The sequence below is a fragment of the Chitinophaga sp. ARDCPP14 genome (assembly GCF_051362515.1).
Classification (GTDB): domain Bacteria; phylum Bacteroidota; class Bacteroidia; order Chitinophagales; family Chitinophagaceae; genus Chitinophaga.
Genome location: NZ_JBKIXB010000016.1, coordinates 52,222 through 73,357 on the forward strand (window position 1 = coordinate 52,222; position 21,136 = coordinate 73,357).

At 44.0% G+C, this 21,136-nt stretch carries 22 protein-coding genes; 12 read left to right on the top strand and 10 right to left on the bottom strand.

Annotated features, from left to right (window positions below):
- The first annotated feature begins 66 nt into the window (after window positions 1-66).
- Entirely contained in the window at window positions 67-1,332 is a 1,266-nt protein-coding gene (locus ACLHR0_RS30115) for an LVIVD repeat-containing protein (protein WP_436491515.1), read from the top strand.
- A 14-nt stretch (window positions 1,333-1,346) separates the two neighbouring features.
- Here ACLHR0_RS30115 and ACLHR0_RS30120 read toward each other — a convergent pair whose 3' ends face one another.
- Together ACLHR0_RS30120 and ACLHR0_RS30125 are read right to left on the bottom strand one after the other, a co-directional pair.
- Window positions 1,347-2,249 carry a hypothetical protein gene (locus tag ACLHR0_RS30120; protein ID WP_436491516.1) on the bottom strand — a complete coding sequence of 301 codons (903 nt, stop codon included), beginning with the start codon at window positions 2,247-2,249 and terminating at the stop codon, window positions 1,347-1,349.
- 33 nt (window positions 2,250-2,282) lie between these two features.
- Complete coding sequence (locus ACLHR0_RS30125) at window positions 2,283-2,621, bottom strand: winged helix-turn-helix transcriptional regulator (RefSeq protein ID WP_436491517.1); 339 nt, start codon at window positions 2,619-2,621, stop codon at window positions 2,283-2,285.
- 137 nt (window positions 2,622-2,758) lie between these two features.
- Between ACLHR0_RS30125 and ACLHR0_RS30130 the strand changes: the two genes are divergently transcribed.
- Window positions 2,759-3,136 (top strand): hypothetical protein, encoded by a 378-nt coding sequence (locus ACLHR0_RS30130; RefSeq protein WP_436491518.1) that lies wholly within the window; start codon window positions 2,759-2,761, stop codon window positions 3,134-3,136.
- Window positions 3,137-3,168: 32 nt separating this feature from the next.
- Here ACLHR0_RS30130 and ACLHR0_RS30135 read toward each other — a convergent pair whose 3' ends face one another.
- Window positions 3,169-3,840, bottom strand: a complete 672-nt coding sequence (locus ACLHR0_RS30135; RefSeq protein ID WP_436491519.1) for a class I SAM-dependent methyltransferase — start codon at window positions 3,838-3,840, stop codon at window positions 3,169-3,171.
- A gap of 314 nt (window positions 3,841-4,154) precedes the next feature.
- Here ACLHR0_RS30135 and ACLHR0_RS30140 point away from each other — a divergent pair, with 314 nt between their 5' ends.
- Both ACLHR0_RS30140 and ACLHR0_RS30145 read left to right on the top strand, forming a co-directional pair.
- On the top strand, window positions 4,155-4,532 hold the full coding sequence (locus ACLHR0_RS30140) for a hypothetical protein (protein WP_429049873.1): 378 nt from the start codon (window positions 4,155-4,157) through the stop codon (window positions 4,530-4,532).
- A 236-nt stretch (window positions 4,533-4,768) separates the two neighbouring features.
- Window positions 4,769-5,524: a hypothetical protein gene (locus tag ACLHR0_RS30145; RefSeq protein WP_436491520.1), complete on the top strand. Its 756-nt coding sequence runs from the start codon at window positions 4,769-4,771 to the stop codon at window positions 5,522-5,524.
- A 105-nt stretch (window positions 5,525-5,629) separates the two neighbouring features.
- Here ACLHR0_RS30145 and ACLHR0_RS30150 read toward each other — a convergent pair whose 3' ends face one another.
- The 3 genes from ACLHR0_RS30150 to ACLHR0_RS30160 all read right to left on the bottom strand — a co-directional run bounded on the left by ACLHR0_RS30150 (window position 5,630) and on the right by ACLHR0_RS30160 (window position 7,608).
- Window positions 5,630-6,301, bottom strand: a complete 672-nt coding sequence (locus ACLHR0_RS30150) for a succinate dehydrogenase cytochrome b subunit (protein WP_436491521.1) — start codon at window positions 6,299-6,301, stop codon at window positions 5,630-5,632.
- Between the two features lie 30 nt (window positions 6,302-6,331).
- Window positions 6,332-7,339 (bottom strand): bestrophin family protein, encoded by a 1,008-nt coding sequence (locus ACLHR0_RS30155; protein ID WP_436491522.1) that lies wholly within the window; start codon window positions 7,337-7,339, stop codon window positions 6,332-6,334.
- 92 nt (window positions 7,340-7,431) lie between these two features.
- Window positions 7,432-7,608, bottom strand: a complete 177-nt coding sequence (locus ACLHR0_RS30160) for a hypothetical protein (protein WP_429049878.1) — start codon at window positions 7,606-7,608, stop codon at window positions 7,432-7,434.
- Window positions 7,609-7,893: 285 nt separating this feature from the next.
- Between ACLHR0_RS30160 and ACLHR0_RS30165 the strand changes: the two genes are divergently transcribed.
- Together ACLHR0_RS30165 and ppsA are read left to right on the top strand one after the other, a co-directional pair.
- On the top strand, window positions 7,894-8,349 hold the full coding sequence (locus tag ACLHR0_RS30165) for a MarR family winged helix-turn-helix transcriptional regulator (RefSeq protein WP_436491523.1): 456 nt from the start codon (window positions 7,894-7,896) through the stop codon (window positions 8,347-8,349).
- A 6-nt stretch (window positions 8,350-8,355) separates the two neighbouring features.
- Window positions 8,356-10,968 (top strand): phosphoenolpyruvate synthase, encoded by a 2,613-nt coding sequence (gene ppsA / locus ACLHR0_RS30170; RefSeq protein ID WP_436491524.1) that lies wholly within the window; start codon window positions 8,356-8,358, stop codon window positions 10,966-10,968.
- Between the two features lie 41 nt (window positions 10,969-11,009).
- On the opposite strand, the gene ACLHR0_RS30175 is transcribed toward ppsA, so the two are convergent.
- Entirely contained in the window at window positions 11,010-11,519 is a 510-nt protein-coding gene (locus ACLHR0_RS30175) for a dihydrofolate reductase family protein (protein ID WP_436491525.1), read from the bottom strand.
- Window positions 11,520-11,742: 223 nt separating this feature from the next.
- Between ACLHR0_RS30175 and ACLHR0_RS30180 the strand changes: the two genes are divergently transcribed.
- The 6 genes from ACLHR0_RS30180 to ACLHR0_RS30205 all read left to right on the top strand — a co-directional run bounded on the left by ACLHR0_RS30180 (window position 11,743) and on the right by ACLHR0_RS30205 (window position 18,632).
- On the top strand, window positions 11,743-12,603 hold the full coding sequence (locus ACLHR0_RS30180; protein WP_436491526.1) for an alpha/beta fold hydrolase: 861 nt from the start codon (window positions 11,743-11,745) through the stop codon (window positions 12,601-12,603).
- Window positions 12,604-12,615: 12 nt separating this feature from the next.
- Window positions 12,616-13,002, top strand: a complete 387-nt coding sequence (locus ACLHR0_RS30185; protein WP_436491527.1) for a hypothetical protein — start codon at window positions 12,616-12,618, stop codon at window positions 13,000-13,002.
- Window positions 13,003-13,257: 255 nt separating this feature from the next.
- Window positions 13,258-14,442 carry an epoxide hydrolase family protein gene (locus tag ACLHR0_RS30190; protein WP_436491528.1) on the top strand — a complete coding sequence of 395 codons (1,185 nt, stop codon included), beginning with the start codon at window positions 13,258-13,260 and terminating at the stop codon, window positions 14,440-14,442.
- An 86-nt stretch (window positions 14,443-14,528) separates the two neighbouring features.
- Window positions 14,529-17,414, top strand: a complete 2,886-nt coding sequence (locus ACLHR0_RS30195; RefSeq protein ID WP_436491529.1) for a glycosyl hydrolase 115 family protein — start codon at window positions 14,529-14,531, stop codon at window positions 17,412-17,414.
- Between the two features lie 90 nt (window positions 17,415-17,504).
- Window positions 17,505-18,071: a DUF4256 domain-containing protein gene (locus tag ACLHR0_RS30200; protein ID WP_429063550.1), complete on the top strand. Its 567-nt coding sequence runs from the start codon at window positions 17,505-17,507 to the stop codon at window positions 18,069-18,071.
- 174 nt (window positions 18,072-18,245) lie between these two features.
- Window positions 18,246-18,632: a VOC family protein gene (locus tag ACLHR0_RS30205; protein WP_436491530.1), complete on the top strand. Its 387-nt coding sequence runs from the start codon at window positions 18,246-18,248 to the stop codon at window positions 18,630-18,632.
- An 886-nt stretch (window positions 18,633-19,518) separates the two neighbouring features.
- Here the strand turns inward: ACLHR0_RS30205 and ACLHR0_RS30210 are convergent.
- Genes ACLHR0_RS30210 through ACLHR0_RS30220 form a run of 3 tightly spaced genes read right to left on the bottom strand, consistent with a single transcriptional unit; the run spans window position 19,519 to window position 20,987 of the window.
- Window positions 19,519-19,809, bottom strand: a complete 291-nt coding sequence (locus ACLHR0_RS30210; RefSeq protein ID WP_436491563.1) for a dihydrofolate reductase family protein — start codon at window positions 19,807-19,809, stop codon at window positions 19,519-19,521.
- 9 nt (window positions 19,810-19,818) lie between these two features.
- Window positions 19,819-20,112, bottom strand: coding sequence for a hypothetical protein (locus ACLHR0_RS30215; RefSeq protein ID WP_436491531.1), 294 nt, complete (start codon window positions 20,110-20,112; stop codon window positions 19,819-19,821).
- Window positions 20,113-20,171: 59 nt separating this feature from the next.
- The gene (locus ACLHR0_RS30220; RefSeq protein ID WP_436491532.1) at window positions 20,172-20,987 is read right to left on the bottom strand and encodes an alpha/beta fold hydrolase; all 816 of its coding nucleotides are present in this window, start codon (window positions 20,985-20,987) and stop codon (window positions 20,172-20,174) included.
- Window positions 20,988-21,136: the final 149 nt, after the last annotated feature.

Sequence of the window (21,136 nt, forward strand, 5' to 3'; positions counted from 1 at the left end):
ATTTACCGGTATCCCCTCCTGTAACATTTATTCCAGGGCCTGCGTTAAACATCAAAGCTCTTCCCCATGCATATTTCTACCTATATTAAATTCCCGGTTATTCTCGCGGTTATCCTGGTACTGGGCGGATGCACAAAGGACAAGTGCACCAAAATGATCCAAACTAAAATAAATATTCCCGTTATGATGGCACTGACCGACTATTGGGCCTCCATCAAATCGGAAGCGCCAAAGGAGATCATCCTTACGGGCAAAATCTATGTGAAAGACCAGTATATTTTTGTGAACGAGCCCTACGCCGGCATCCACATTATAGATAACAGTAACCCGTCATCTCCTCAGAAAGTTTCTTTTATCAATGTAATGGGGAATATCGATATCGCTATAAAAGGCGACTTCCTTTATGCCGACAGCTATGCTGACCTGATTGTATTCAACATCAGCGATCCGCGCAACATCAGGTTTGTTAAACGTGTGCCGGAAGCCACCAGTTTGCCGGCCAACGTAAACGGCCTGCTGGTAGGATGGCGCTATAACCGTGACAGCATCGTGATTGGTTATACCACCAGGGATACCAGTTATTGCGATTGCGATCCGGATCCTAACATACAATATCTTGCCAGCGCAGAAGTGGCCTCCTCTTATAAAAAACAGGCCGGCACCGGCAAAGGTGGATCCATGGCCCGGTTTACCATCGCTAAAGATTACCTTTATACTGTTAATTCCTGGCAGTTAAAAACATTTGATCTCTCGGATGCCGCTAACCCGGTGTTTAAAAGCCTGCAAACCTTTAATGCCTTTATTGAAACCATATTCCCTTATGGTGAATATCTTTTTATCGGCAGCCAGAACGCCATGTTCATTTATGACATCACTAATCCGGCAGTACCAACCAAACGCTCTATGGTAACACATTTCAGGGCATGCGACCCGGTTGTAGTGGAAGGAAACAGAGCATATGTAACCATCAGGAGCGGTGCAGCCTGCGCAGGCAATTTCAATCAGCTGCAGGTATTTGATGTGAGCAATGTGGATCAACCCATAAAGTTGAGCACTACCGAAATGATCAACCCACACGGTTTAGGTATTGACAACGGGAAGCTTTTCATTTGTGAGGGCCAGTACGGACTTCGCTTCATGGATGCCACAAATGCTACTAACATCACCACTGCAAAGCTGGTAACAGGGCCGGAGACATACGATGTAATTCCCTTTGAAGGCCAGCACCGCCTGCTGGTGAGCGCCAGGGACGGCATTTATCAATACAACTACAGCTCCATCACAAACCCGCAGCTGTTAAGCAAAATAAACGTAAAGGGTAATCCATATTAACAGGGGCTTTCCTGTTAATAACTATTAAAAACAGCCAGTTTATACATATTATCATCCGCTGGTGTGGCAATATACAACCAGCTTTCCAATGCTACGCGGGAAGTACAGGGGCCGTAGGTAATGAGCCTGATCTTTCTCTTTACCGATTCTTTTTGCAGGATCGATAAAACTTCCTGCAGGATTTCGCCTTTGAAGGGCGTAAACATAAAAAATACCGTTCCTTCAGAATAGTCGGCTTCCCGCGCATCCACATTTATAAATGTAACAGCCGGCAGATGGAGTGCCGCAGCGCAGGCCCCTGCATAATCGCAGAAGGCCGGCTCAAATTCAATTCCCCTGGTGGCGATGCCGGTGAGCAGATTTACGAGGATAGCCACCTGTCCCAGGCCGGCGCCGATATCGAAAAAGACATCTTCTTTTATGAAAGGAACTTTTTCTACCAGTTCAAACACGATCCTCGCTGGTGTTTTCTGATAATAAACCATTTCAGGTTCAAGATCCCTGGTCTGCTCCGGCATTGTTTGCAGCGGGGATAATCCATTGATAAAAATATCGAGGTTATCATACCCCGCTTCTTCCCCATGCCCATTATCATCCGGGTTAATATGCACGTATTTATTCACCAGGTGTTTAAACCCATTCGTTGTAAATAAGGTTGTACTGATCGTTCGCTGAAGTTGCTGAAACAGGTTAACATCAATTCCTTCCAGCCTGGACTTTACTTTCTCAGCGCGGTTCCTGAGTACCAGCAATGGATCCGGTTGGGGCGTGTTCAACAGGAGTTCGTTAATCCGCTCAATCACCTGGAAGTCGATGAAGTCAATGACCTCCATACGCAGATCAAATTCCCGCTCCTGGTAGAGCACCGGATTTCTCTCTGCTTCCTCAATATACTGTTGTAGCTCAAAAATGGTCATCTTTACAGGATCGCTGTTATACTTAAAGAGGAATTACTTTCCTATCACCTGTTTTCTATGTTCCACTCCCCAGTTAAACAATGAGTCCAGCACTTTTTCGATAGATGTTCCATGCTGGGTGATGGAATATTCAACCGTAGGCGGAAAAGTATTGTGCACTTCTCTTTTTATCAGTTTATTCGCTTCCAGCGTTTTTAATTCCTTCGACAGCGTTTTATCTGTAATACCGCCCACTTCCTTTGATATTTGTTTAAAGCGCTTGTTTCCTGTGGACAGAGAAAGCATAATAAGCAGCTTCCATTTGCCTTCCAGGGCATCCAGGGCGTCTTTTATAGCAAGTACATTATGGGGGCAACCTTCCCGTGTCAGCATTTTTTTCTTTTATTTCTAACGATGTTTTCCCGTTACTTTCCCGATGGATAGCGCTATCCGATGGTATAGTACTATCAGCTGTATAGCAAATGTAGATACTTTTGCTGCATAATTATTAACAGCCTTAAAAAATAACGATGACAGTCAAAACGAAGCGTATCCTATCTACAGTACTGATGGTCATTCCTGCCATAGTACTTGTTATGGGCGGAGTAATGAAATTACTTGGAGCGGAACCTGCATCAGTAATGCAATTCCTCATTAAATCGGGATTTGGCAATTATATAAAAGCACTTGGCATCACAGAACTAATCATTGCAGCGCTGCTGCTTTACCCGGTAACAAATAAAACCGGGTTCCTGTTAGCCACTAGTTATTTCGGCGGCGCCCTGTGCCTGGAAATATCCGGTGCACAGCCCTTTGCTTCCGCTGTGTTCCTGGTTATACTCTGGATTGCCATGTTCTTAAGGTCCAGGGAAATGTTTCTGCCGTTATCTATGGTGAATAGCCAATAACGCAACAGGGAACGATCCGGAAAATGAAAGCACTATGTCTTCAGTACAAAAATAATGGATACAGGGCTTTGGCTTTGAGGATGCAATGGTTCTTCTATATTCCGGATTGTTAACCCTGCTTCGCTGAACAGCGACGCCCATGCGCCCAATGTTCTGAAATACCATTCATAGGGTTGCTGGAAATCTCTTTTCAAACCTTTCCAACTCCCTTCCTTCCAACCGGAAACATAAGGTTCCTGCTGCGCAATTGCGGATGGATGCAATGTTTGAATGAACACCAGGCCGCCGGGCACAATGAGTTTATTGATATTTTTCAACAGTGCATCCGAATCTGTTTTATCCAGCAGCGCAAAATTAATGACCGCTGCTCCGGGCTTGTTCCCTATTGTATATTTACCGGTGGCCAGGTCATTGAAACTGGCTACTGCATAATGATCTCCGCCCTTTTCAATGGCATTTTCTATCAATGCGCTTACAGCATCCACACCAAAGGCCGTTATTCCTTTGCTTTGCAAACAACGGGTGAGCCATCCTTCGCCGCAGCCGATATCTATTATTGATTGAATATTGTGGGAACAAATGGTGTTTACAATGGCATCATTAGTCGCCAGTATTCTCGATTCAATTTCAGCATTATCAATAGACGCAATCCAGTTGTCGGCATTGGCATGCCAGGAGGTAGTTATTTTTGTTGACTGATCCATGATTTAATTTTGATGATGTGATAATTACTTAAGCGCTCTCTGCGCGGGAGGATTTATTTCTATAAAAACCTTATACTAACAAATTACGAAATATAACGTTTCAGTCCACTTTGCGGGCTGAATTGCATCCATAGCAAGAACATACTTACCCATTTTGTGTATGGGCTCACACAGCTGCCGTTTTACCTGCATGACCCCGTAAACCCAATGATAGTCTGATACATAGAAGAACCTGCTCCGTTGAAAACCGCTTCTGGTATGCTAATTGCATTTTTGGATTTTAAATCTTTATTGAATAACCAAAAAAACAGTTTATGAAATCGATTCTTAGCGTCATTGGTGTGTTATTGTTATCGGCCATCCTTTTTGCTTCTTGCAGCAAGGACACCGATCCTGCAGACACTGATATCTTTGCTGGTACATTCAGGGGAAAGATCGGGTATGTTGACTCGGAAAAAAACATCAGCCAGGACAATGGCAGCGTTTTCGTTACAAAGGTTGGTACCCGGTATGACTTCAGATTTTCCGACGGCATTCCTGACCTTACCGGCGTTCAGTTTGAGCGGAAGGACGATAACACAATGGTAAGTATGGGATCATCAGGTACCGGTCTTATTACGATCAATAAGGACAAGCTCGTGATAGGCTTTGCAAGGGACGGCCGGTCCTGGACAGCTGACTGCGGCAGATAGTATGATGTAAATAACCCTGCAACGTTACACGCTATAAGCGACCTACATCTGTCCGGGCTTAACTTTTTCTATTTTCTGTAGTTAATTTAAAAATGATTTATTACAAGGTGCACAAAGAAGTGCCTTAAGGTCCCGGGACCGGGGGATGCAGCAATGTGTCCGCCGGTTCCGGGATTCTGCTGATTTTGATCATTATTTTGTATATATTCGTCGTAATCTAGAATACAAAATACTTTATGAGAAGATACGCTTTAATCATTCTTTTGCTCGCTTCATTTTCCGGGTATGCCCAGAGCACAATTAATAATTACAAATACGTGGTGATACCGGAAAGGTTCAATTTCTCCCGGGAAGATAACCAGTATGGGCTAAACACCGTAGCTAAATCGTTGCTGGAAGAAAAAGGATTTACCGTTTATTTCGACAATTCAGAAATACCAAAAGAACTGGCCGGTAACAGGTGCAATGCCCTGAATGCGGATGTGGTGCAGAAAAAAGGACTGTTTGTCACCAACCTTACACTTTTATTAAAAGACTGCAAAGGCAATGTCATTTTTAAAAGTAAAGAAGGCAAAAGCCGGGAAAAAGAATTTGCTGCTTCCTATAATCTTGCTTTAAGAGATGCCTTTACGTCCCTGAATGACGTACCATATGCGTATGACGGCACCACCGCTGAAGCGCCTCAGCAGGCCGTTGCGCCTACCGTTACTCCTGCCCCGGTTTCTGCGCCTGCCAACACACCTGCACCTGCGGTAGCAGAAACTAAAGAAGCTGCTGGTACTTTATATGCACAACCTACAGCAAACGGGTTCCAGTTAATTGACACCTCTCCGAAAAAAGTGCTGACGCTGTTTAAAACCTCCGTGCAGGATTATTTTATTGCCGATAGTGATGCATCTCATGGAATAGTGCTGAAGAAAAACGGAGACTGGTATTTTGAGTACTATAAAGATAATAAGCTCATTTCTGAAAAGCTGCTGATTAAGTTTTAACGCGGTAGTTGCTTGATTTTGAAAAAGCCTTCAGGTTTAACAACCTGAAGGCTTTTTCTTTGCATAGGGAGATATCTCTCTAAAAATACCTTAATCAAAAAATGCCTACCTTATCCACTGCAGGTAAATAGCCACCGGCATCATGGCCAGTATAAACGGTACAATAACGGCAAATGCAATACCGGAGTAATTGATGAGCGCATTATATTTCACATAATTTAACCCCAGCGATTGAAAAGCGCTTTTAAATCCGTGCAGCAGGTGCCAGAAAAGCGAAAAGCAGCCAACAAGATATATGATCACTTCTACCGGATGCTGAAATTTCTCCAGCATCATTTCATACAGGGGCAGCTCCTCTCCGTGTAAAAACTGGTTGGTCCGGTTCGGAATCCAGAAATTGGAAGTATGCACCACCAGGAACAATAGAATGATCGTTCCCAGCAACGCCATGCTCCTGCTATACCAGGTACTGTTGGCGCCGGGCTTGTTTACCAGGTATTTCACCGGGCGGGCATCCCGGTTGGTTTTCCATAACCACAAGCCCTGTACAATGTGCGCAATAAAAGCAAGCACCAATACAATCTCAATCGTCCGGATAACCACGTTGGTGGCCATAAAATGCGCCCAGATGGTAAATGTTTTGCCCCCGTCGTTATAAAAGATGGCCGCATTAACCAAACAATGTACCACCAGAAAACTGATTAAAAACAGGCCCGTTGTTGCCACAAGGAATTTTTTTCCGATAGAACTTGAGAAAAATCTTATAAACCAATTCATGATAAAGAATATTTTTGACTGCCAAAACAGTTACAGCAGGATATTATTCTGAGGATACAATTTAGGAGGAAGATCTTTTTCTTCCAACAATTCGCGCAATTCTATTTCAATGTCGCGGCATATTTTGGTCAGCGGTACATCGTTCGCGCTGCCTTCAAAAGGATTCTCGGTACTTTCACCTATTTGCTCCAGCGACGTATACATCCAGGAAATCATGATGCTGAACGGAACCACCAACCATACCATGTGTCCTTTCATCACTCCATCCACTAACTCATTGAACTGATCAAAATCCTTCAGCAATCCAAACGGCAGCAGCAGGCAAAATAGCCTGATAAAAAAACGGTTAACGATGGCGTATTGCCGCGGATACGGACTGTTTTTCAACTGCTCGCTTTTAGCCTGGCTGATATAAAACTCTTTCAGCCCCTTTTCCATTTCGAGAAACTGCGCAATCTGCATCTGCTGCTCATCATAGCATATTCGCAGCAGCTTGCCCTGGTTCGACAAAATACGGGCAGTAATACTACTGGCAGCCAACACCTCCTGCAGTTCTTCGTTGGAAATATATTTTCCCAGTTCGGCTTCCAATGGTGTTTCCCTTTCTGCCACGCGAAAAAGTCGCTGGTACTCTGTATTGTGCTTTTTATCGACCGTTTCCCAGGGGCGTGATGACCGCATCTCATACCGCAATGCCGTTAACCAGGCCATATGGCGGTAGATCAGTTCCTTTGTGGTAGCCGGGCTACTGAAAAAATCCCTGCTGAATAGTCCCCACGATCTGCTGAAGCTTACTATAGAGGTCCAAACCTGTTGTGCTTCATTTGTGCGGTTATAGGTCTGCGTATTTTTGAAACCCACCGTAAAAGCTGTGGCAGTACCTAACAATGCCACTACCGTCCAGGGAATACTGATCCATTCCAGGCCGCATGTTTCGTACAGTACCACGGGCACAATGCTCAAAACCAGCAAAACATATACCTTCCTTCGTGTCCAGAAGAGAAATTCCCCGAATTTGTATGATTTACCTACATGCATATTTCCGACTTTCAGTTTTTATATTGTTCAATAACCATCCCGTCACTGTTCCCCGGGGCCAGCGTTGAACTAAAGGTAACAGGCGCACATTATTAGGCTTCCGGTGCGGATGGTACATCCTCCATGCGGATGGCGTCGTCCAGGAATTCCCCGCCTTCTGCGGTATTCTCATTGTGATAGGGCAATATCACCTCGGGCTCCTTCGGTTCTGTACGGCCATCAGGAGTGGGTGTTGTACCAGGGTGCAGCAGATGTGAGAAGATGTTCATGTTATTATCATTTTAAAAGATGAAAACAGGACGGGTTGCCCGTCATGCCGAAAACGCTTCAGCAGAGGCAATCGATGGGCCAGGCATATAATTCATTAAAAATCAGATAATTACCTTCTAACCGGCAAAAGAAATCACACGATATTTCGTCATTTCACTTGCGTACACACGAAATACAGTGAATCATCGGTGGTCGCTTGCCCCCGCTTTCCCCACAAAACTATTTGTACACGTCACATTTAATGTTATCTTTGCAACTAAGATAATTAGTTAATAAGATATAAAATGAATACCGAGGTAATCAAAAGAATAAGAAAATTGAACCAGCAACATTCATACACCTCTATTCAGATGCATGAAGCAGTTGCCCGGAAGGCCGGCCTTTCCGGAACTGATCATAAATATTTAGGGTTCTTACTGGAGAGAGGGCAAATGACTGCCGGCGAACTTTCCAACATCACCGGTTTAACCACAGGTGCAGTTACCGGCCTGATAGACCGGTTTGAAAAGAAAAAACTGGTAAAAAGACGATTTGCGGAAGATGACCGGCGTAAGGTGATCATTGAGCCCATCACCCCTAATATAATGGCATTGCTGGCGCCACTTTATAAAGAATTCCGGAGCAAGTCAGAAATGCTGATTGCTTCCTTTTCTGAAAAAGAAATCAAAGTGATTGAAGCCTACTTTTTAAAGGCAATTGAAATAATGAATGAAACAACCGATAAGCTCAATAAAAAATAATTGAATATGGGAGTTAGCATACTGGATTTTCACGAAATCGATAAAATAAAACTAGCAATGGCAGGCGGCAAAGGCGCCAACCTGGGAGAACTATCCCGGATGGAGGGGATACAGGTACCCGGTGGCTTTTGCGTTACCACGGATGTATATAAAAAAGTTACAGCGAATAATGAAACGTTTAATTCACTGCTGGACCAGCTGTCCGTGTTAAAAGCGGATAACAGGAAAGCTATCAGTGATACCGCTGCAAAAATCCGGAAGGTAATTGAAGCAATAGTCATTCCGGACGATATTCAACAGGAGATCACCCGCCATCTTAAAAAACTGGGTGAAGGACACGCATATGCGGTACGCTCCAGCGCCACTGCAGAGGATCTTCCTACCGCTTCCTTCGCCGGTCAGCAGGATACCTATCTGAACATCACCGGCAAAGAAGCTATTCTGGCGCATATCAGCAAGTGCTGGGCATCGTTGTTCACCGACAGGGCAGTCACCTACCGTTTGCAAAATGGATTTGATCATAGAAAAGTGTATTTGTCTGTTGTGATTCAGCAAATGATTTTTCCAGATGCCGCAGGGATTATGTTTACAGCAGACCCGGTTACTTCCAACAGAAAGGTAGTGTCTATTGACGCCAGCTTCGGATTGGGGGAAGCACTCGTTTCCGGGATTGTAAATGCTGATAATTATAAAGTCCGGGAGGGCAGGATTATTGACCGGAAAATTTCTTCAAAAAAACTGGCAGTTCTTGCCTCAGCGGAAGGCGGCACCAAACAGCAGGAGATCGGGCCGGAACAACAAAGTGCGCCAACACTTACCAATAAAGAGATCAGAACGCTTGAACGGATTGGAAGAAAAATTGAAGCCTATTTCGGTAGTCCCCAGGATATTGAATGGTGCCTGCATAAAGGTAAGTTCTATATTGTACAGAGCCGGCCCATCACTACTTTATACCCCATCCCTGAAGCAAACGACTCCGAAAATCACGTTTATATATCCGTGGGGCATCAGCAAATGATGACCGACGCCATGAAACCCTTGGGATTATCTTTCTTCCTGTTAACAACAGGTGGCGCCATGCACAAAGCCGGCGGCAGATTATTTGCTGACATAGCCGCCGCCCTGGCATCTCCCGCCAGCAGAAAAAAGATCATATCGGTCGTGGGACAATCCCATCCGCTCATAAAAGACGCGCTCATGACCATCGTAAAGCGAAAGGGTTTTATTAAATCGTTGCCGGACGATAAAAAAGCAGCGGATCAGCGTAGCCGCAATAAAGTAATGTCGTGGACCTTTCCGCCCGAATTCGAAAACAACCCGGCCATTGCTGCTGATTTAATCAAAGCCAGCCAGGCATCCATAGAAGCGTTAAAACAGCAAATACAAACTAAGTCGGGCCCAGACCTGTTTGATTTTATTCCGGAAGATATCCAGGAATTAAAGAAAGTATCATTTAACCCCAAAAGTTTGGATATAATCATGATGGCGATGCATGCCGCCACCTGGATTAACCAAAACATGATGAAGTGGCTGGGTGAAAAAAATGTGGCTGATACGCTTTCACTGTCTGTATCCAACAATATTACGGCAGAAATGGGGCTGGAACTATTGGATGTGGCAGATGTGATCCGTCCCTACCCGGAAGTAGTGGCGTATTTACAGCAGGCGAAAGATGATAACTTCCTGGAAGGGCTGGTGAAGCTGAAGGGCGGACAGGAAGCCCGGGACGCTATTAATGCTTATCTCAACAAATACGGCATGCGGTGCGCGGGGGAAATTGATATTACCAAAACCCGTTGGAGTGAAAAACCCATTATCCTTGTTCCGATGATCCTCAGCCATGTCAGGAACTTTGAGCCGGGTGCCAGTCGTTTGAAGTTTGAGCAGGGACAACAGGCCGCGCTGAAAAAGGAACAGGAATTATTAGACCGGCTGAAGCAATTACCGGGAGGCAAACGAAAAGCTGCTGAAGCAAAACAAATGATCAGCCTGATCCGGAACTTTGCCGGGTACCGTGAATATCCGAAATACGGTGTGATTAACCGTTACTTCGTGTATAGGCAGGCGTTACTGAAAGAAGCGGCACAACTGGTACGAGCCAACGTTATTCATGAGAAAGAGGATATCTACTATCTTTTTTTTGAAGAATTACGCGAAGTGGTACGCACTAATAAACTGGATTACGAGGTCATCAACAAACGGAAAGACGAATACAAATTATATGATAAGCTAACTCCCCCACCCGTTATCACCTCCGATGGTGAGATCGTTACAGGTGAGTACAAGCACGAAAACATGCCGGCCGGGGCTATTCCGGGCCTGGCTGTCTCTTCCGGGGTTATAGAAGGGCGGGCACGCGTTATCCTGAACATGGAAGACGCAGATATAGAAGAGGGTGACATATTAATCACCACCTTTACAGATCCCAGCTGGACGCCCTTGTTTGTATCCATAAAAGGCCTGGTCACCGAAGTGGGCGGACTGATGACCCACGGTGCAGTTATTGCCCGGGAATATGGGTTACCGGCCGTTGTTGGCGTAGACAAAGCCACCAGGCTGATCAAAGACGGACAAAGAATCCGGGTGAACGGAACAGACGGATATATAGAAGTATTTTGAGAGGAGGGTAAAAAGACCTGCAGGTTACGCAGGTCTTTTTACTATAACAACTTATAGTGCACCTGGACGGTGTTATTATTCAATTTCTTTACATCCAGTAACTCCAGGCGGTTTTCAAACTCCAGGCCGCTGACAAGAGGTAATCCGCTCCCAAATAACACGGGTTCTACCACCAGGATTATTTCATTCACCAATCCTGCTTTCATAAATGCGCTTACTGTTTGCGTACCACCAATGATCACTGCTTCAGTATGTCCTTTAGCAGCGAGCTGCGCTACAATCTTTTCCGGGCCGTCGCTGGTAAACAACACATTGGATTGAGCCGGTGTGGCGCTGGTATCGTGCGTTAACACCACCAGCGAACCTTCTTTAATCGGCAGGTAATTTGGCGCCAGGATGTTGTAGGTGGTTTTTCCCATGATCACCGCCTGTGTACGTTGACATATCGCCATAAACCCCTCCCCGTACTCCGGCGATAACCAATCAGGTACATTTCTTTTATTACTGATCATTCCATTCGCAGAAGCAGCGAGATAAATAATGATTTTCATTTCCTAAGCTTTATTGTAATGAACTAAAATATTACATCACAAAAATACGCTGATCAGATGAGTCACGCCTCCCCTGCAAACGACAATTTAAGGGGGCATTTGCGACAGATTAGTAATCTCCAAAATGCCGGCATCAGAGCACCTGATGAAGCCGGATTTTTCAATTATCAATTATCTTTGGTATTCATTCAAGCGCTGTTTTTGATCAATAAATATTAGCAATATGAGCAGGCAAATTTTTAACAGGTCAGTTAAAGTTGATGGGATTGATATTTTCTACCGGGAAGCCGGAGACAAAAAACACCCCTCCATATTACTGTTGCACGGATTCCCAAGCTCATCTGTGATGTTTAAAAACCTGATGGTAGCCTTATCAGACAGGTTTCACCTAGTTGCCCCGGACTACCCGGGATTTGGCTTTAGTGGTTTTCCGGACAAAGATCTTTTTGAATATTCCTTCAGTAATATATCAGCGTATATCAATAAATTGACGGATGAAATAAACCTGAAGTCGTTCACTATCTACCTCCACGACTATGGTTGTCCGATCGGACTGCGGCTATGCGTCAACCATCCTGAAAAGATAGCGCGGATAATAGTACAGAACGGCAACGCTTATGATGAAGGTATCGGTCCGCAATGGGATGAAACGATTGACTATTGGCAAAACCCTACCCCTGAGAAGAAAGCGAAAGTTTCAGCGTTCTTAAGTGAGGAAGGTGTAAAGATGCAATATACCGCAGGACTGCCGGAGGAATTGTTACCCAGGGTTAGTCCTGAGTTGTGGCAGCTCGATTGGGACTGTATGAAGCGGCCTGGTAATATTGATATGCAGTTTGATCTGAACTGTGATTTTGAGAATAACATTAAAATGTTCCCGGTTTTCCAGGAATATTTCCGCACTCACCAGCCTCCTGCTTTGATTATATGGGGAAAGTATGATGCTTTTTTTAGTGTAAAGGAAGCCCATTGCTACAAGAGGGACTTACCCGGCGCCCAGGTTCATATTGTTGATGGCGGCCATATGGCGCTGGAAACAAATTTTGATGAAGTGTTAAAACTGATCATTAAATTCCTGGGGTAAAATAGAAAAAATATGTGGTCACACCTTTACTGGTATTACGAGATACGAGGTAACGAAACTTATAGCCAGCAACTATTAACCAACGATGTTCTCAGCGTTTTGGAAAATACCGGGAAGTTAAAAGCCAAGGGGAACCAGGAATTCTGTAACATGGAAGGTCTTCCGTGGATCAACGTTACTGCTATCAATTCGCGGAATGGCAGTTATGGCAGGGCCGAAGATTTCAACAGCGAATGGGTTAATTTAATCGCCATCATCGGATCAAGATCTACACCTGAAAATGAAACTTTTTACATCAGTTTATTAACTGACATTGCCGAAAAAATAAACTGGGAATTAATACTGGAGGAAGACGACAACGATAATGAAAACGTTGTTTTAAGGAAAAAGACACCATAGCTGTCAATTATATGAGGGCCTTATTAATAACGCATAAAATTGTATATCCCTCTATACCCGATGAGGATAATCCAATAAAAAGACAAAGAAAAAAATCCATCACTCCCCTCCCCACAGATAAGGTTTAAAAAAGTGTCAACCCGACATTTTATTTACTCTTATAATCAATTATATTTTTTATTTTAGTGTCTATCTACAACTGACATACTGTTGTCACAACCCGTTTATAACTTTGTTTCAACAAACATCCAATACATGAAACAAACTATTCTTGTACTGGCCATCGCAATGATAGCCCTGACTTCCCACGCACAATCCAAAAAAAGCAACAATATGTTTACTGTAAAGCCCTTCAAAATCGATGTACAACAAACTGTACTGGACGATCTCCAAACCCGCCTCCGCCAAACCCGTTGGCCCGATGCGCCTGAAAACATTGGCTGGAAATACGGCACTGACCCCGAATTTCTCAAAAGCCTCGTCGCCTACTGGCAAAACGGGTACGACTGGCGCAAGCAGGAAGCCGCACTTAACAAATTTCCACAGTTTACAGTGGAAATAGATGGTGTCTCCATTCATTTCCTGCACATCAAGAGTAAAAACCCCAATGCCCGGCCCCTGCTGCTCATACACGGATGGCCTGATTGTTTCTATCGCTTTTACAAAGCCATTCCGCTGTTAACGGATGATTACGATGTGATAGTGCCTTCCATTCCCGGTTTCGGCTTCTCGGGCCATGTATCCATGACCGACGACGGTTCTGCAAAAATTTTCGCCACACTGATGAAAGACGTGCTCGGCTACAACAGTTTCCTGGTGGCCGGCGGAGACGTAGGCAGCGGCATCGCCAAATCCATCGCCAATCTTTATCCTGAAAACGTACCAGCCATCCACCTCTCGGACGTAGGGTATCCTAACGGCTCGGAAGACTGGAGTACTATGTCCAAAGCCGAACAGGAATTTGGACAGTTCATACAGCAATGGTGGTACCGGGAAGGGGCATATTCCATGCTTCACGCCACGAAGCCGCAAACGCAGGCGTTCGGTCTGAATGATTCCCCTGCAGGCCTGGCTTCCTGGATCGTTGAAAAGTTTAATACCTGGGGTTCACCAGGTGGCACTATTGAAGAACATTTCACAAAGGACGAGCTGCTCACCAATATCATGATCTATTGGGTTAGTCAAACCATTAACTCCTCCATGCGTACTTATGCCGAAGGCGCTTATCAGCAACTTGCTTCGGGCCAGAAGGTGAATACTCCTACCGGCGTCGCGGTATTTCCCGGAGATGCACCAACACCACGGGAATGGGCGGAGAGAAAAACAAATGTAAAACGGTTTACCGTCATGGAAAAAGGTGGCCACTTCGCTGCATTGGAAGCCCCCGAATTATGGGTGAATGAAGTGGATACGTTTTTCAAAAGTACCCCAGGAAAATAAAACCATAGCAATTTAAAGATTACAAAAGGGGGTATGAAAATCCCCCCTATGTATTTGAAAAACCATCGTGATCCGTACGTATTAACATGAAAAAAGTAACCATCACTTTACTAACCCTGTTTAGTTTTTACAGCCACACACGGGCACAGGAATTTGACATTGTTACGCTTCATAATAAGGTGTCTATTTGTTATGATGCGAACAGTAAGTTAGATTCCATTACTGCCCATCTTCTTGCATCGGATATTGAACAGATCAGTGGCTTCCGGCCTTCCACCTCAGCAGGCATTGCTGATGTAAGCGGAAATGTGATTGTTATTGGAAACATTCATGCTGAAATCATTGCCCGATTCCGCAATAAGATAAACCTCGACTCTTTAAATGGTAAATGGGAAAGTTATGGCTACCGCCTATTGAAAGCCCCGACAAAAAATATTAAAAATGCACTCCTCATTTGCGGAAGCGACCCCAGAGGTACGGCTTATGGCGTGTTTGACTTATCTGCCCGTTTGGGTGTTTCGCCCTGGTACTGGTGGGCCGATGTTAAGCCGGTAAAAAGGAAAAAAATTTCCATCGATATAAAAGACTATACCTCCGCCCCTCCCTCCGTAAAATACAGGGGGATTTTTATCAATGATGAAGACTGGGACCTGCAGCCGTGGGCGGCTAAAACCTTTGAACCTGAAACAGGCGATATTGGCCCGAAAACATACGCCAAGGTATTTGAACTGCTCCTCCGTTTAAAAGCAAACCTGATATGGCCCGCTATGCACCCTTTTACCAAAGCATTCTTTCATTTCCCCGGCAATATAAAAACCGCGGAAGACTATCAGATCATTATTGGCTCTTCTCACGCGGAGCCAATGCTGAGAAATAATGTAGGCGAATGGGATGAAAAAACGATGGGCCGGTTTAATTACTTCACCAACAAAGAAAAGATTTACAGCTATTGGGAAAACCGAATCCGGGAAAGCCGTGGCATTAATGCCATTTATACCCTCGGCATGAGGGGCGTGCATGATGGCCAGATGGAAGGTATTAAAGATCTCCGGGACGCTGTTCCCATAGTGGAGAAAATTATCGGGGATGAACGGGAGATGCTCGCCAGGTACATCAACAAAGATGTAACAGCTGTACCACAGGTACTAACTCCTTACAAAGAAGTACTGGAAATATATGATGCTGGCATGAAGGTTCCCGATGATGTAACCATTGTATGGCCTGATGATAACTACGGTTACATACACCGCCTCAATAATAAAACAGAGCAGGGACGCAGCGGTGGGTCTGGTGTTTATTACCATGCTTCCTATTGGGGCCGCCCTCATGATTATCTTTGGCTTAGTTCCACGCATCCCGGACTGATCCGCGAAGAAATGCTGAAAGCCTTCGAAACAGGCGCCAACAGGTTGTGGGTACTCAATGTGGGAGATATCAAGCCCCTTGAGTACAACATAACGTTGTTCCTGGATATGGCATATAACATAAAATCATTCCGGGACAGCAGGTATGTCAAAGATCACCTGACGAATTGGGCAGGCTCTATATTCGGAACCACCCATGCCCGGAAAATTAGTAACATGCTATGGGAATACTATCGACTGGCGTTCGAAAGAAGACCCGAGTTTATGGGATGGAGCCAAACCGAACCGACTACCCCAACAAATTATACCGCCTATAATCATTTTTACTTTGGAGATGAGGCCCGGCGCCGGATAGACAAATACAGCAGACTGGAGGCGGAAATGAGAAATATCCGGTCACAAATCAACGTTAAGGACACAGACGCGTTTTATCAGTTGGTGTATTATCCCATCGTGTGTGCCTCGCTGATGAATAAAAAATTTCTTTACAGGGATAAAAGCTACTTATACGCCAAACAAAACAGGTTAAGTGCATACGATTATGCCCAATTATCTTCAGATGCTTATGAAAGTATAGTACGGGAAACCGCCTACTATAACACAACACTGGCAGGCGGTAAGTGGAAGCATATGATGTCGATGGAGCCGAGAAGTCTCCCTGTATACCAGGCGCCCGTTATACCGCCCATCCATATCGACAGTACAAACAGTTGGGATATCGCTCCCGAAGGTTTAGTAACCAAAGATTCTTCCCTGTTAAGCACGACCGGATCGAAGTCGCTACCGGTTTTTGATGTATTTAATAAGCAGAAATATTTTATTGACATCTTCTTAAGTAAAAATCAGCCGGTAGAATGGAAAGTAACCACCTCTGATAATTGGATCCGGTTGTCCAGCAGCAGTGGCGTGTTAACTACAGAACCTGGCAAAAAAGAAATACGAATATGGGTGGACCTTGACTGGAACAAATTTACAGGGAATGAAAAAATGACCGGTCAAATAACATTTCAGGGAGCTGGCAGGCAGATGCAGGTAAACATCCAGGGAATTAAACGAAATATTCCGGCGCTTTCAGGCTACAGGGGTAAAATTGAAAACTGTGGGTTTGTTTCCATACAGGCATCTCATTTTTCCCGGCAAATGAAAAGAGGGCTGCAGCATTGGAATTTTGTAGAAGGACTGGGATATAAGGACACGGTGCTACAGGCTTTGCCAGTAACAATTGCAGATGAATTGCCGACAGACCCTGATGTTATTAAAAGCAACCGTTCTTATGTTGAATATGATTTCTATACCTTCTCCTCCGCAGATCCGGGCATTACTATCTTCACATTACCCACCCACCCGCTAAATAACCTTTATCATTTACGTTATGCTGTTTCCATCGATGATGGGCCATTAAAAATGGTTGACTATAAAACCTTTGGCAGAAGTGAAGAGTGGAAGCAAAATGTATTGCGCAACAGGGCTGAAAAGAAAATTGATATGCCGCATCTAAGCGCCGGAAAGCATCAGTTAAAAATATATTGCATGGATCCGGGGGTAATATTAGATGAAATCCGGATTGATCTTGGAGGATTGAAAAAGGCGTATAGTGCCATTCCGTAACTAAGGCCTCATATCGATAGAAAGCACTGTGAATCACACAAACTAAATTTCTTATTTTTGCAGCAAATAAAAGCGCTAAATTACCACCATATGAAAAACGCTAAAAAAAAATTGTCACCCGAACAATCACAGGAACTCCTCAGCGTATTGAAAACCCGTTTTGAAAAGAACAAGCACCGTCACAAAGGGCTCGACTGGGCCAAAGTACAGGCAAAGCTGGAGGCAAACCCAGGGAAGTTATGGTCGCTCGATGAAATGGAGCTGACCGGCGGCGAACCGGATGTAGTGGGATATGATAAAAATAAAGATGAATACATTTTCTTTGATTGTTCAGCTGAAAGCCCCAAGGGCCGCAGAAGTATCTGTTATGACCATGAAGCACTGGAGTCGAGGAAAGAACACAAACCGGAAAACAGCGCCATTGAAATGGCTGCGGATATGGGTATCGAGGTTTTAACGGAAGCCCAATACCGCGACTTACAGCAACTTGGCAATTTTGATTTGAAAACATCGAGTTGGATCGTAACGCCCCCTGCAATAAGAAAACTTGGCGGCGCGCTCTTCTGTGATCGTCGTTATGATCATGTTTTTGTGTATCATAATGGTGCGGAATCTTACTATGCCGCCAGGGGCTTTCGCGGATCGTTAAGGGTATAATTCCCATAATACAGTGAGAATGGCAGAAATAGCCCCCCAAAATCTCCCAAACTACCATCGTGCTTAATAAGCTTAAGGACTATCTTTGAAACTGATTTGGAACACGGATGAACATTTCAGCAGCATCCAAATCTGTATTGAAAATAAAAATATTAACTATAAAACCTTTAGTTTATGAAAGCAAAAAAAATCTGGGCGAATTTCAGTGTCAGTGATTTAGAACGAACCACTAAGTTCTATAAACAACTTGGATTTAAGCCAAACGGAGCGTCGGACCAACTCACCAGCTTCTTCTTTGGCGGGGAAGATTTTATCATCCATTTCTTTTTGAAGGATATACTTGAACCTGCTATGAAGGGACAAATAATAGACACCCAATCCGGCAATGAAATTATTTTCACCCTTTCTGTTGAAACTAAGGAAGAGGTTAATGCCTGGGCAAAAGAGGTGGAGCACGCCGGGGGAACAATAGTTTCACAGCCAGAGGAATTTGGAAAGGGTTATTATGGTTTCGTGTTTGCTGATCCTGATGGTCATAAGTTTAATATATTTCAGATGTAGTATCGCTGATGAGCGATTAGAAATATTAGTTCTAGCAGATAATTAAAAAGGGTGCTGTAGAAGGCACCCTTTTTGTTATGTCTTACCACTGGCATCTGATCAACATGATCAGAATGACTTTTTAAATACTTCGAAAGCGACAAATTAATAGCTATCTTACTATCCGATCATTAATGCGATTACCATGACGCCAATAAAACCCATATTATTATTTTGTTTTAGCTTACTTGCTTTGCCAGCTTTATCTCAGAACCAGCAATATACTTCAGATAGCCTAAAAGCTCAACAATTAATAGCCGACAAGATAAAACAGCTGGAAACCTCAGGAATAATGGAGTATCTATACATGTTCTCAAGTGGAGGCTCCCTTGTTATTTTGTATAAAAAAGGACAAAGAATAAACGGCATTAGGAACTTGTCTTATTATAAACCGGGATCAAGGTTTCGTAATGTAAGATTAACCAAGCAGCAGAAATCAAATTATACCAAGTGTATTGATAAGGCCCGGATGGATACAACTATAAATTTCTCCGGATGCTACGATGACGTCCATGCATTTAGCAGGATTGTTTTTTCAGCAAATTCTTCCAAACACAGTTTAAAAGGGTCCTTTACAACCGACTGCTGGCAAAAGTTGGAAAGAAATGATTTGTATCCACTTGATGACATCTACAAACGCCTTCTAACCAAGTATTAGGTCAAAGTCTGAGGTTTGCCACTGCCAGGGTTTCGGTATATATTTTATAAATCTCCTAAAACAGCAGCCTCTATTTCCGTGTCTGGCAATATTTTTTATGCTAAAAATTATGCTTGTCCGGCTAAAGTGGATTTAACAATCAAGGGGATGGCTCTGAAGAACCATCCCCTTGATTAAACTAAGGGAAACTCAAGGCCCAACATCACCTGTTACAACATCCCCGGCCCGTTTGTAATTGGCTATAATAACCCCTTTAGAAGTCACCTGGCTTTCTGTCAACGTAAATGCTGCCGGGATCCCGCCGTTCTCGAAGAGCTTTTTTCCCTCACCAAGAATCAACGGGTAAATTTTGAACCGGAGTTCGTCCACCAGGTCGTGTTTAAGCAACAGTTGAACGAGTTTTCCGCTACCCCATACCTGAATATCTGCACCCTCCGAATTCTTCAGCTTTTGGATATCTGCCGGAGTTTTGAGGAAAATGGTATTTTTTCAATCTGATTTTTCCATGGTCTGCGACAGTACGTATTTGGCGCCATCATTGATGCCAGGCCAAAAGTCAGCATGTTGAGGCCAATAAGATGCAAAAATTTCAAATGTTTTTCTGCCCAAAATATAATCTGCCGGTTTCAGCTCTTCCATCATGATCTTGCCAAAAAGCTCGTCACCATAAGATGAAGTCCAGCCGCCATACTTGAAGCCGCCTGAGGTGTCTTCCTGGGGGCCGCCGGGCGCCTGCATAACGCCATCCAGTGTAATCATTGAAAAAACAGTTATTTTTCTCATTTTACTTTCTTTTTTACAATTAAGATAAAAGTTGTTTTTCTGATATTGAGATCTACCGGTTACTTTAAAAAATTGTTCAGATAGTTCAATATTGTTGTTGTCTGCATCATCAGGGTAACATGACCTTGTGAAGGAACGATGGCCAATTGCGATTTGGGCATTGTTCCCAGATCAGCACTAACAGCACCTCCCAATGATTGATATGTTTTTGTTAACTCAATTTTATCCAGCCCATCATTATCACCGGATATGATTAATACCGGTGCAGTGATTTTCGAAATATTGGCCTCCCCGAGGTTGAATGGCACCGCAGCGTACGCAATCATCTGCTCCAGGAACTTTGTCCATTTTGTTTTATCAGGCGCCACAGCGTCATAGGCAGTTTTCATAGGGGTGTTCGCAAAAAACTCCGGCTTCATTTTTTTAAACGCATCGCTTACTACGGGCAGCCAACCGGTACTTTTATAGGTAGCCGAAATGATGACCAGATTTCTTAAGCGTTTAGGACTTTGTATAGCAAATTCGTAAGCTATAGCGCCGCCAAAACTAAATCCTGCTACATCCGCACTGTCAATTTTCAGATAATCCATTACTCCTTCCACATCGCGTGCTAAAGCAGCATGCGATAATTCCCTGTCTGAATACGGTGTATGTCCGTGTCCCTGCAATTCAATGGCAATTACCTTCCTGGTTTTTGACAGCTCGGGGATCAATTGGCCCCAGTTTGTATTAATTGTCATAAAAGCACCGTGCAGTAAAATGATAGGCCTGCCCTCGCCATATACTTCATAATAAACTTTGATGCCATTAACAGGTGCATAGCCGCTGCTGGAAGGTTTCGCTTGCTGTCCGCTTGATTGCGATGCTATAGCCATAATTGCAATTAACAGTATTGATTTAAGAAGATGACGTGTTTTGAATAGATTTTTCATATCGCTGTTTGAATGTTAGTTTGAATGTTATTGACAATACAAAACTATCATTCTCTCCAGGATCCGGCATGGGGTGAAAGCGACAACTTAGG

Bases quoted from the DNA above. Each gene is read 5' to 3' on its own strand.
- ACLHR0_RS30115 (WP_436491515.1), top strand. From the start codon at position 67: ATGCATATTTCTACCTATATTAAATTCCCGGTTATTCTCGCGGTTATC.
- ACLHR0_RS30120 (WP_436491516.1), bottom strand. From the start codon at position 2,249: ATGACCATTTTTGAGCTACAACAGTATATTGAGGAAGCAGAGAGAAAT.
- ACLHR0_RS30125 (WP_436491517.1), bottom strand. From the start codon at position 2,621: ATGCTGACACGGGAAGGTTGCCCCCATAATGTACTTGCTATAAAAGAC.
- ACLHR0_RS30130 (WP_436491518.1), top strand. From the start codon at position 2,759: ATGACAGTCAAAACGAAGCGTATCCTATCTACAGTACTGATGGTCATT.
- ACLHR0_RS30135 (WP_436491519.1), bottom strand. From the start codon at position 3,840: ATGGATCAGTCAACAAAAATAACTACCTCCTGGCATGCCAATGCCGAC.
- ACLHR0_RS30140 (WP_429049873.1), top strand. From the start codon at position 4,155: ATGAAATCGATTCTTAGCGTCATTGGTGTGTTATTGTTATCGGCCATC.
- ACLHR0_RS30145 (WP_436491520.1), top strand. From the start codon at position 4,769: ATGAGAAGATACGCTTTAATCATTCTTTTGCTCGCTTCATTTTCCGGG.
- ACLHR0_RS30150 (WP_436491521.1), bottom strand. From the start codon at position 6,301: ATGAATTGGTTTATAAGATTTTTCTCAAGTTCTATCGGAAAAAAATTC.
- ACLHR0_RS30155 (WP_436491522.1), bottom strand. From the start codon at position 7,339: ATGCATGTAGGTAAATCATACAAATTCGGGGAATTTCTCTTCTGGACA.
- ACLHR0_RS30160 (WP_429049878.1), bottom strand. From the start codon at position 7,608: ATGAACATCTTCTCACATCTGCTGCACCCTGGTACAACACCCACTCCT.
- ACLHR0_RS30165 (WP_436491523.1), top strand. From the start codon at position 7,894: ATGAATACCGAGGTAATCAAAAGAATAAGAAAATTGAACCAGCAACAT.
- ppsA (WP_436491524.1), top strand. From the start codon at position 8,356: ATGGGAGTTAGCATACTGGATTTTCACGAAATCGATAAAATAAAACTA.
- ACLHR0_RS30175 (WP_436491525.1), bottom strand. From the start codon at position 11,519: ATGAAAATCATTATTTATCTCGCTGCTTCTGCGAATGGAATGATCAGT.
- ACLHR0_RS30180 (WP_436491526.1), top strand. From the start codon at position 11,743: ATGAGCAGGCAAATTTTTAACAGGTCAGTTAAAGTTGATGGGATTGAT.
- ACLHR0_RS30185 (WP_436491527.1), top strand. From the start codon at position 12,616: ATGTGGTCACACCTTTACTGGTATTACGAGATACGAGGTAACGAAACT.
- ACLHR0_RS30190 (WP_436491528.1), top strand. From the start codon at position 13,258: ATGAAACAAACTATTCTTGTACTGGCCATCGCAATGATAGCCCTGACT.
- ACLHR0_RS30195 (WP_436491529.1), top strand. From the start codon at position 14,529: ATGAAAAAAGTAACCATCACTTTACTAACCCTGTTTAGTTTTTACAGC.
- ACLHR0_RS30200 (WP_429063550.1), top strand. From the start codon at position 17,505: ATGAAAAACGCTAAAAAAAAATTGTCACCCGAACAATCACAGGAACTC.
- ACLHR0_RS30205 (WP_436491530.1), top strand. From the start codon at position 18,246: ATGAAAGCAAAAAAAATCTGGGCGAATTTCAGTGTCAGTGATTTAGAA.
- ACLHR0_RS30215 (WP_436491531.1), bottom strand. From the start codon at position 20,112: ATGAGAAAAATAACTGTTTTTTCAATGATTACACTGGATGGCGTTATG.
- ACLHR0_RS30220 (WP_436491532.1), bottom strand. From the start codon at position 20,987: ATGGCTATAGCATCGCAATCAAGCGGACAGCAAGCGAAACCTTCCAGC.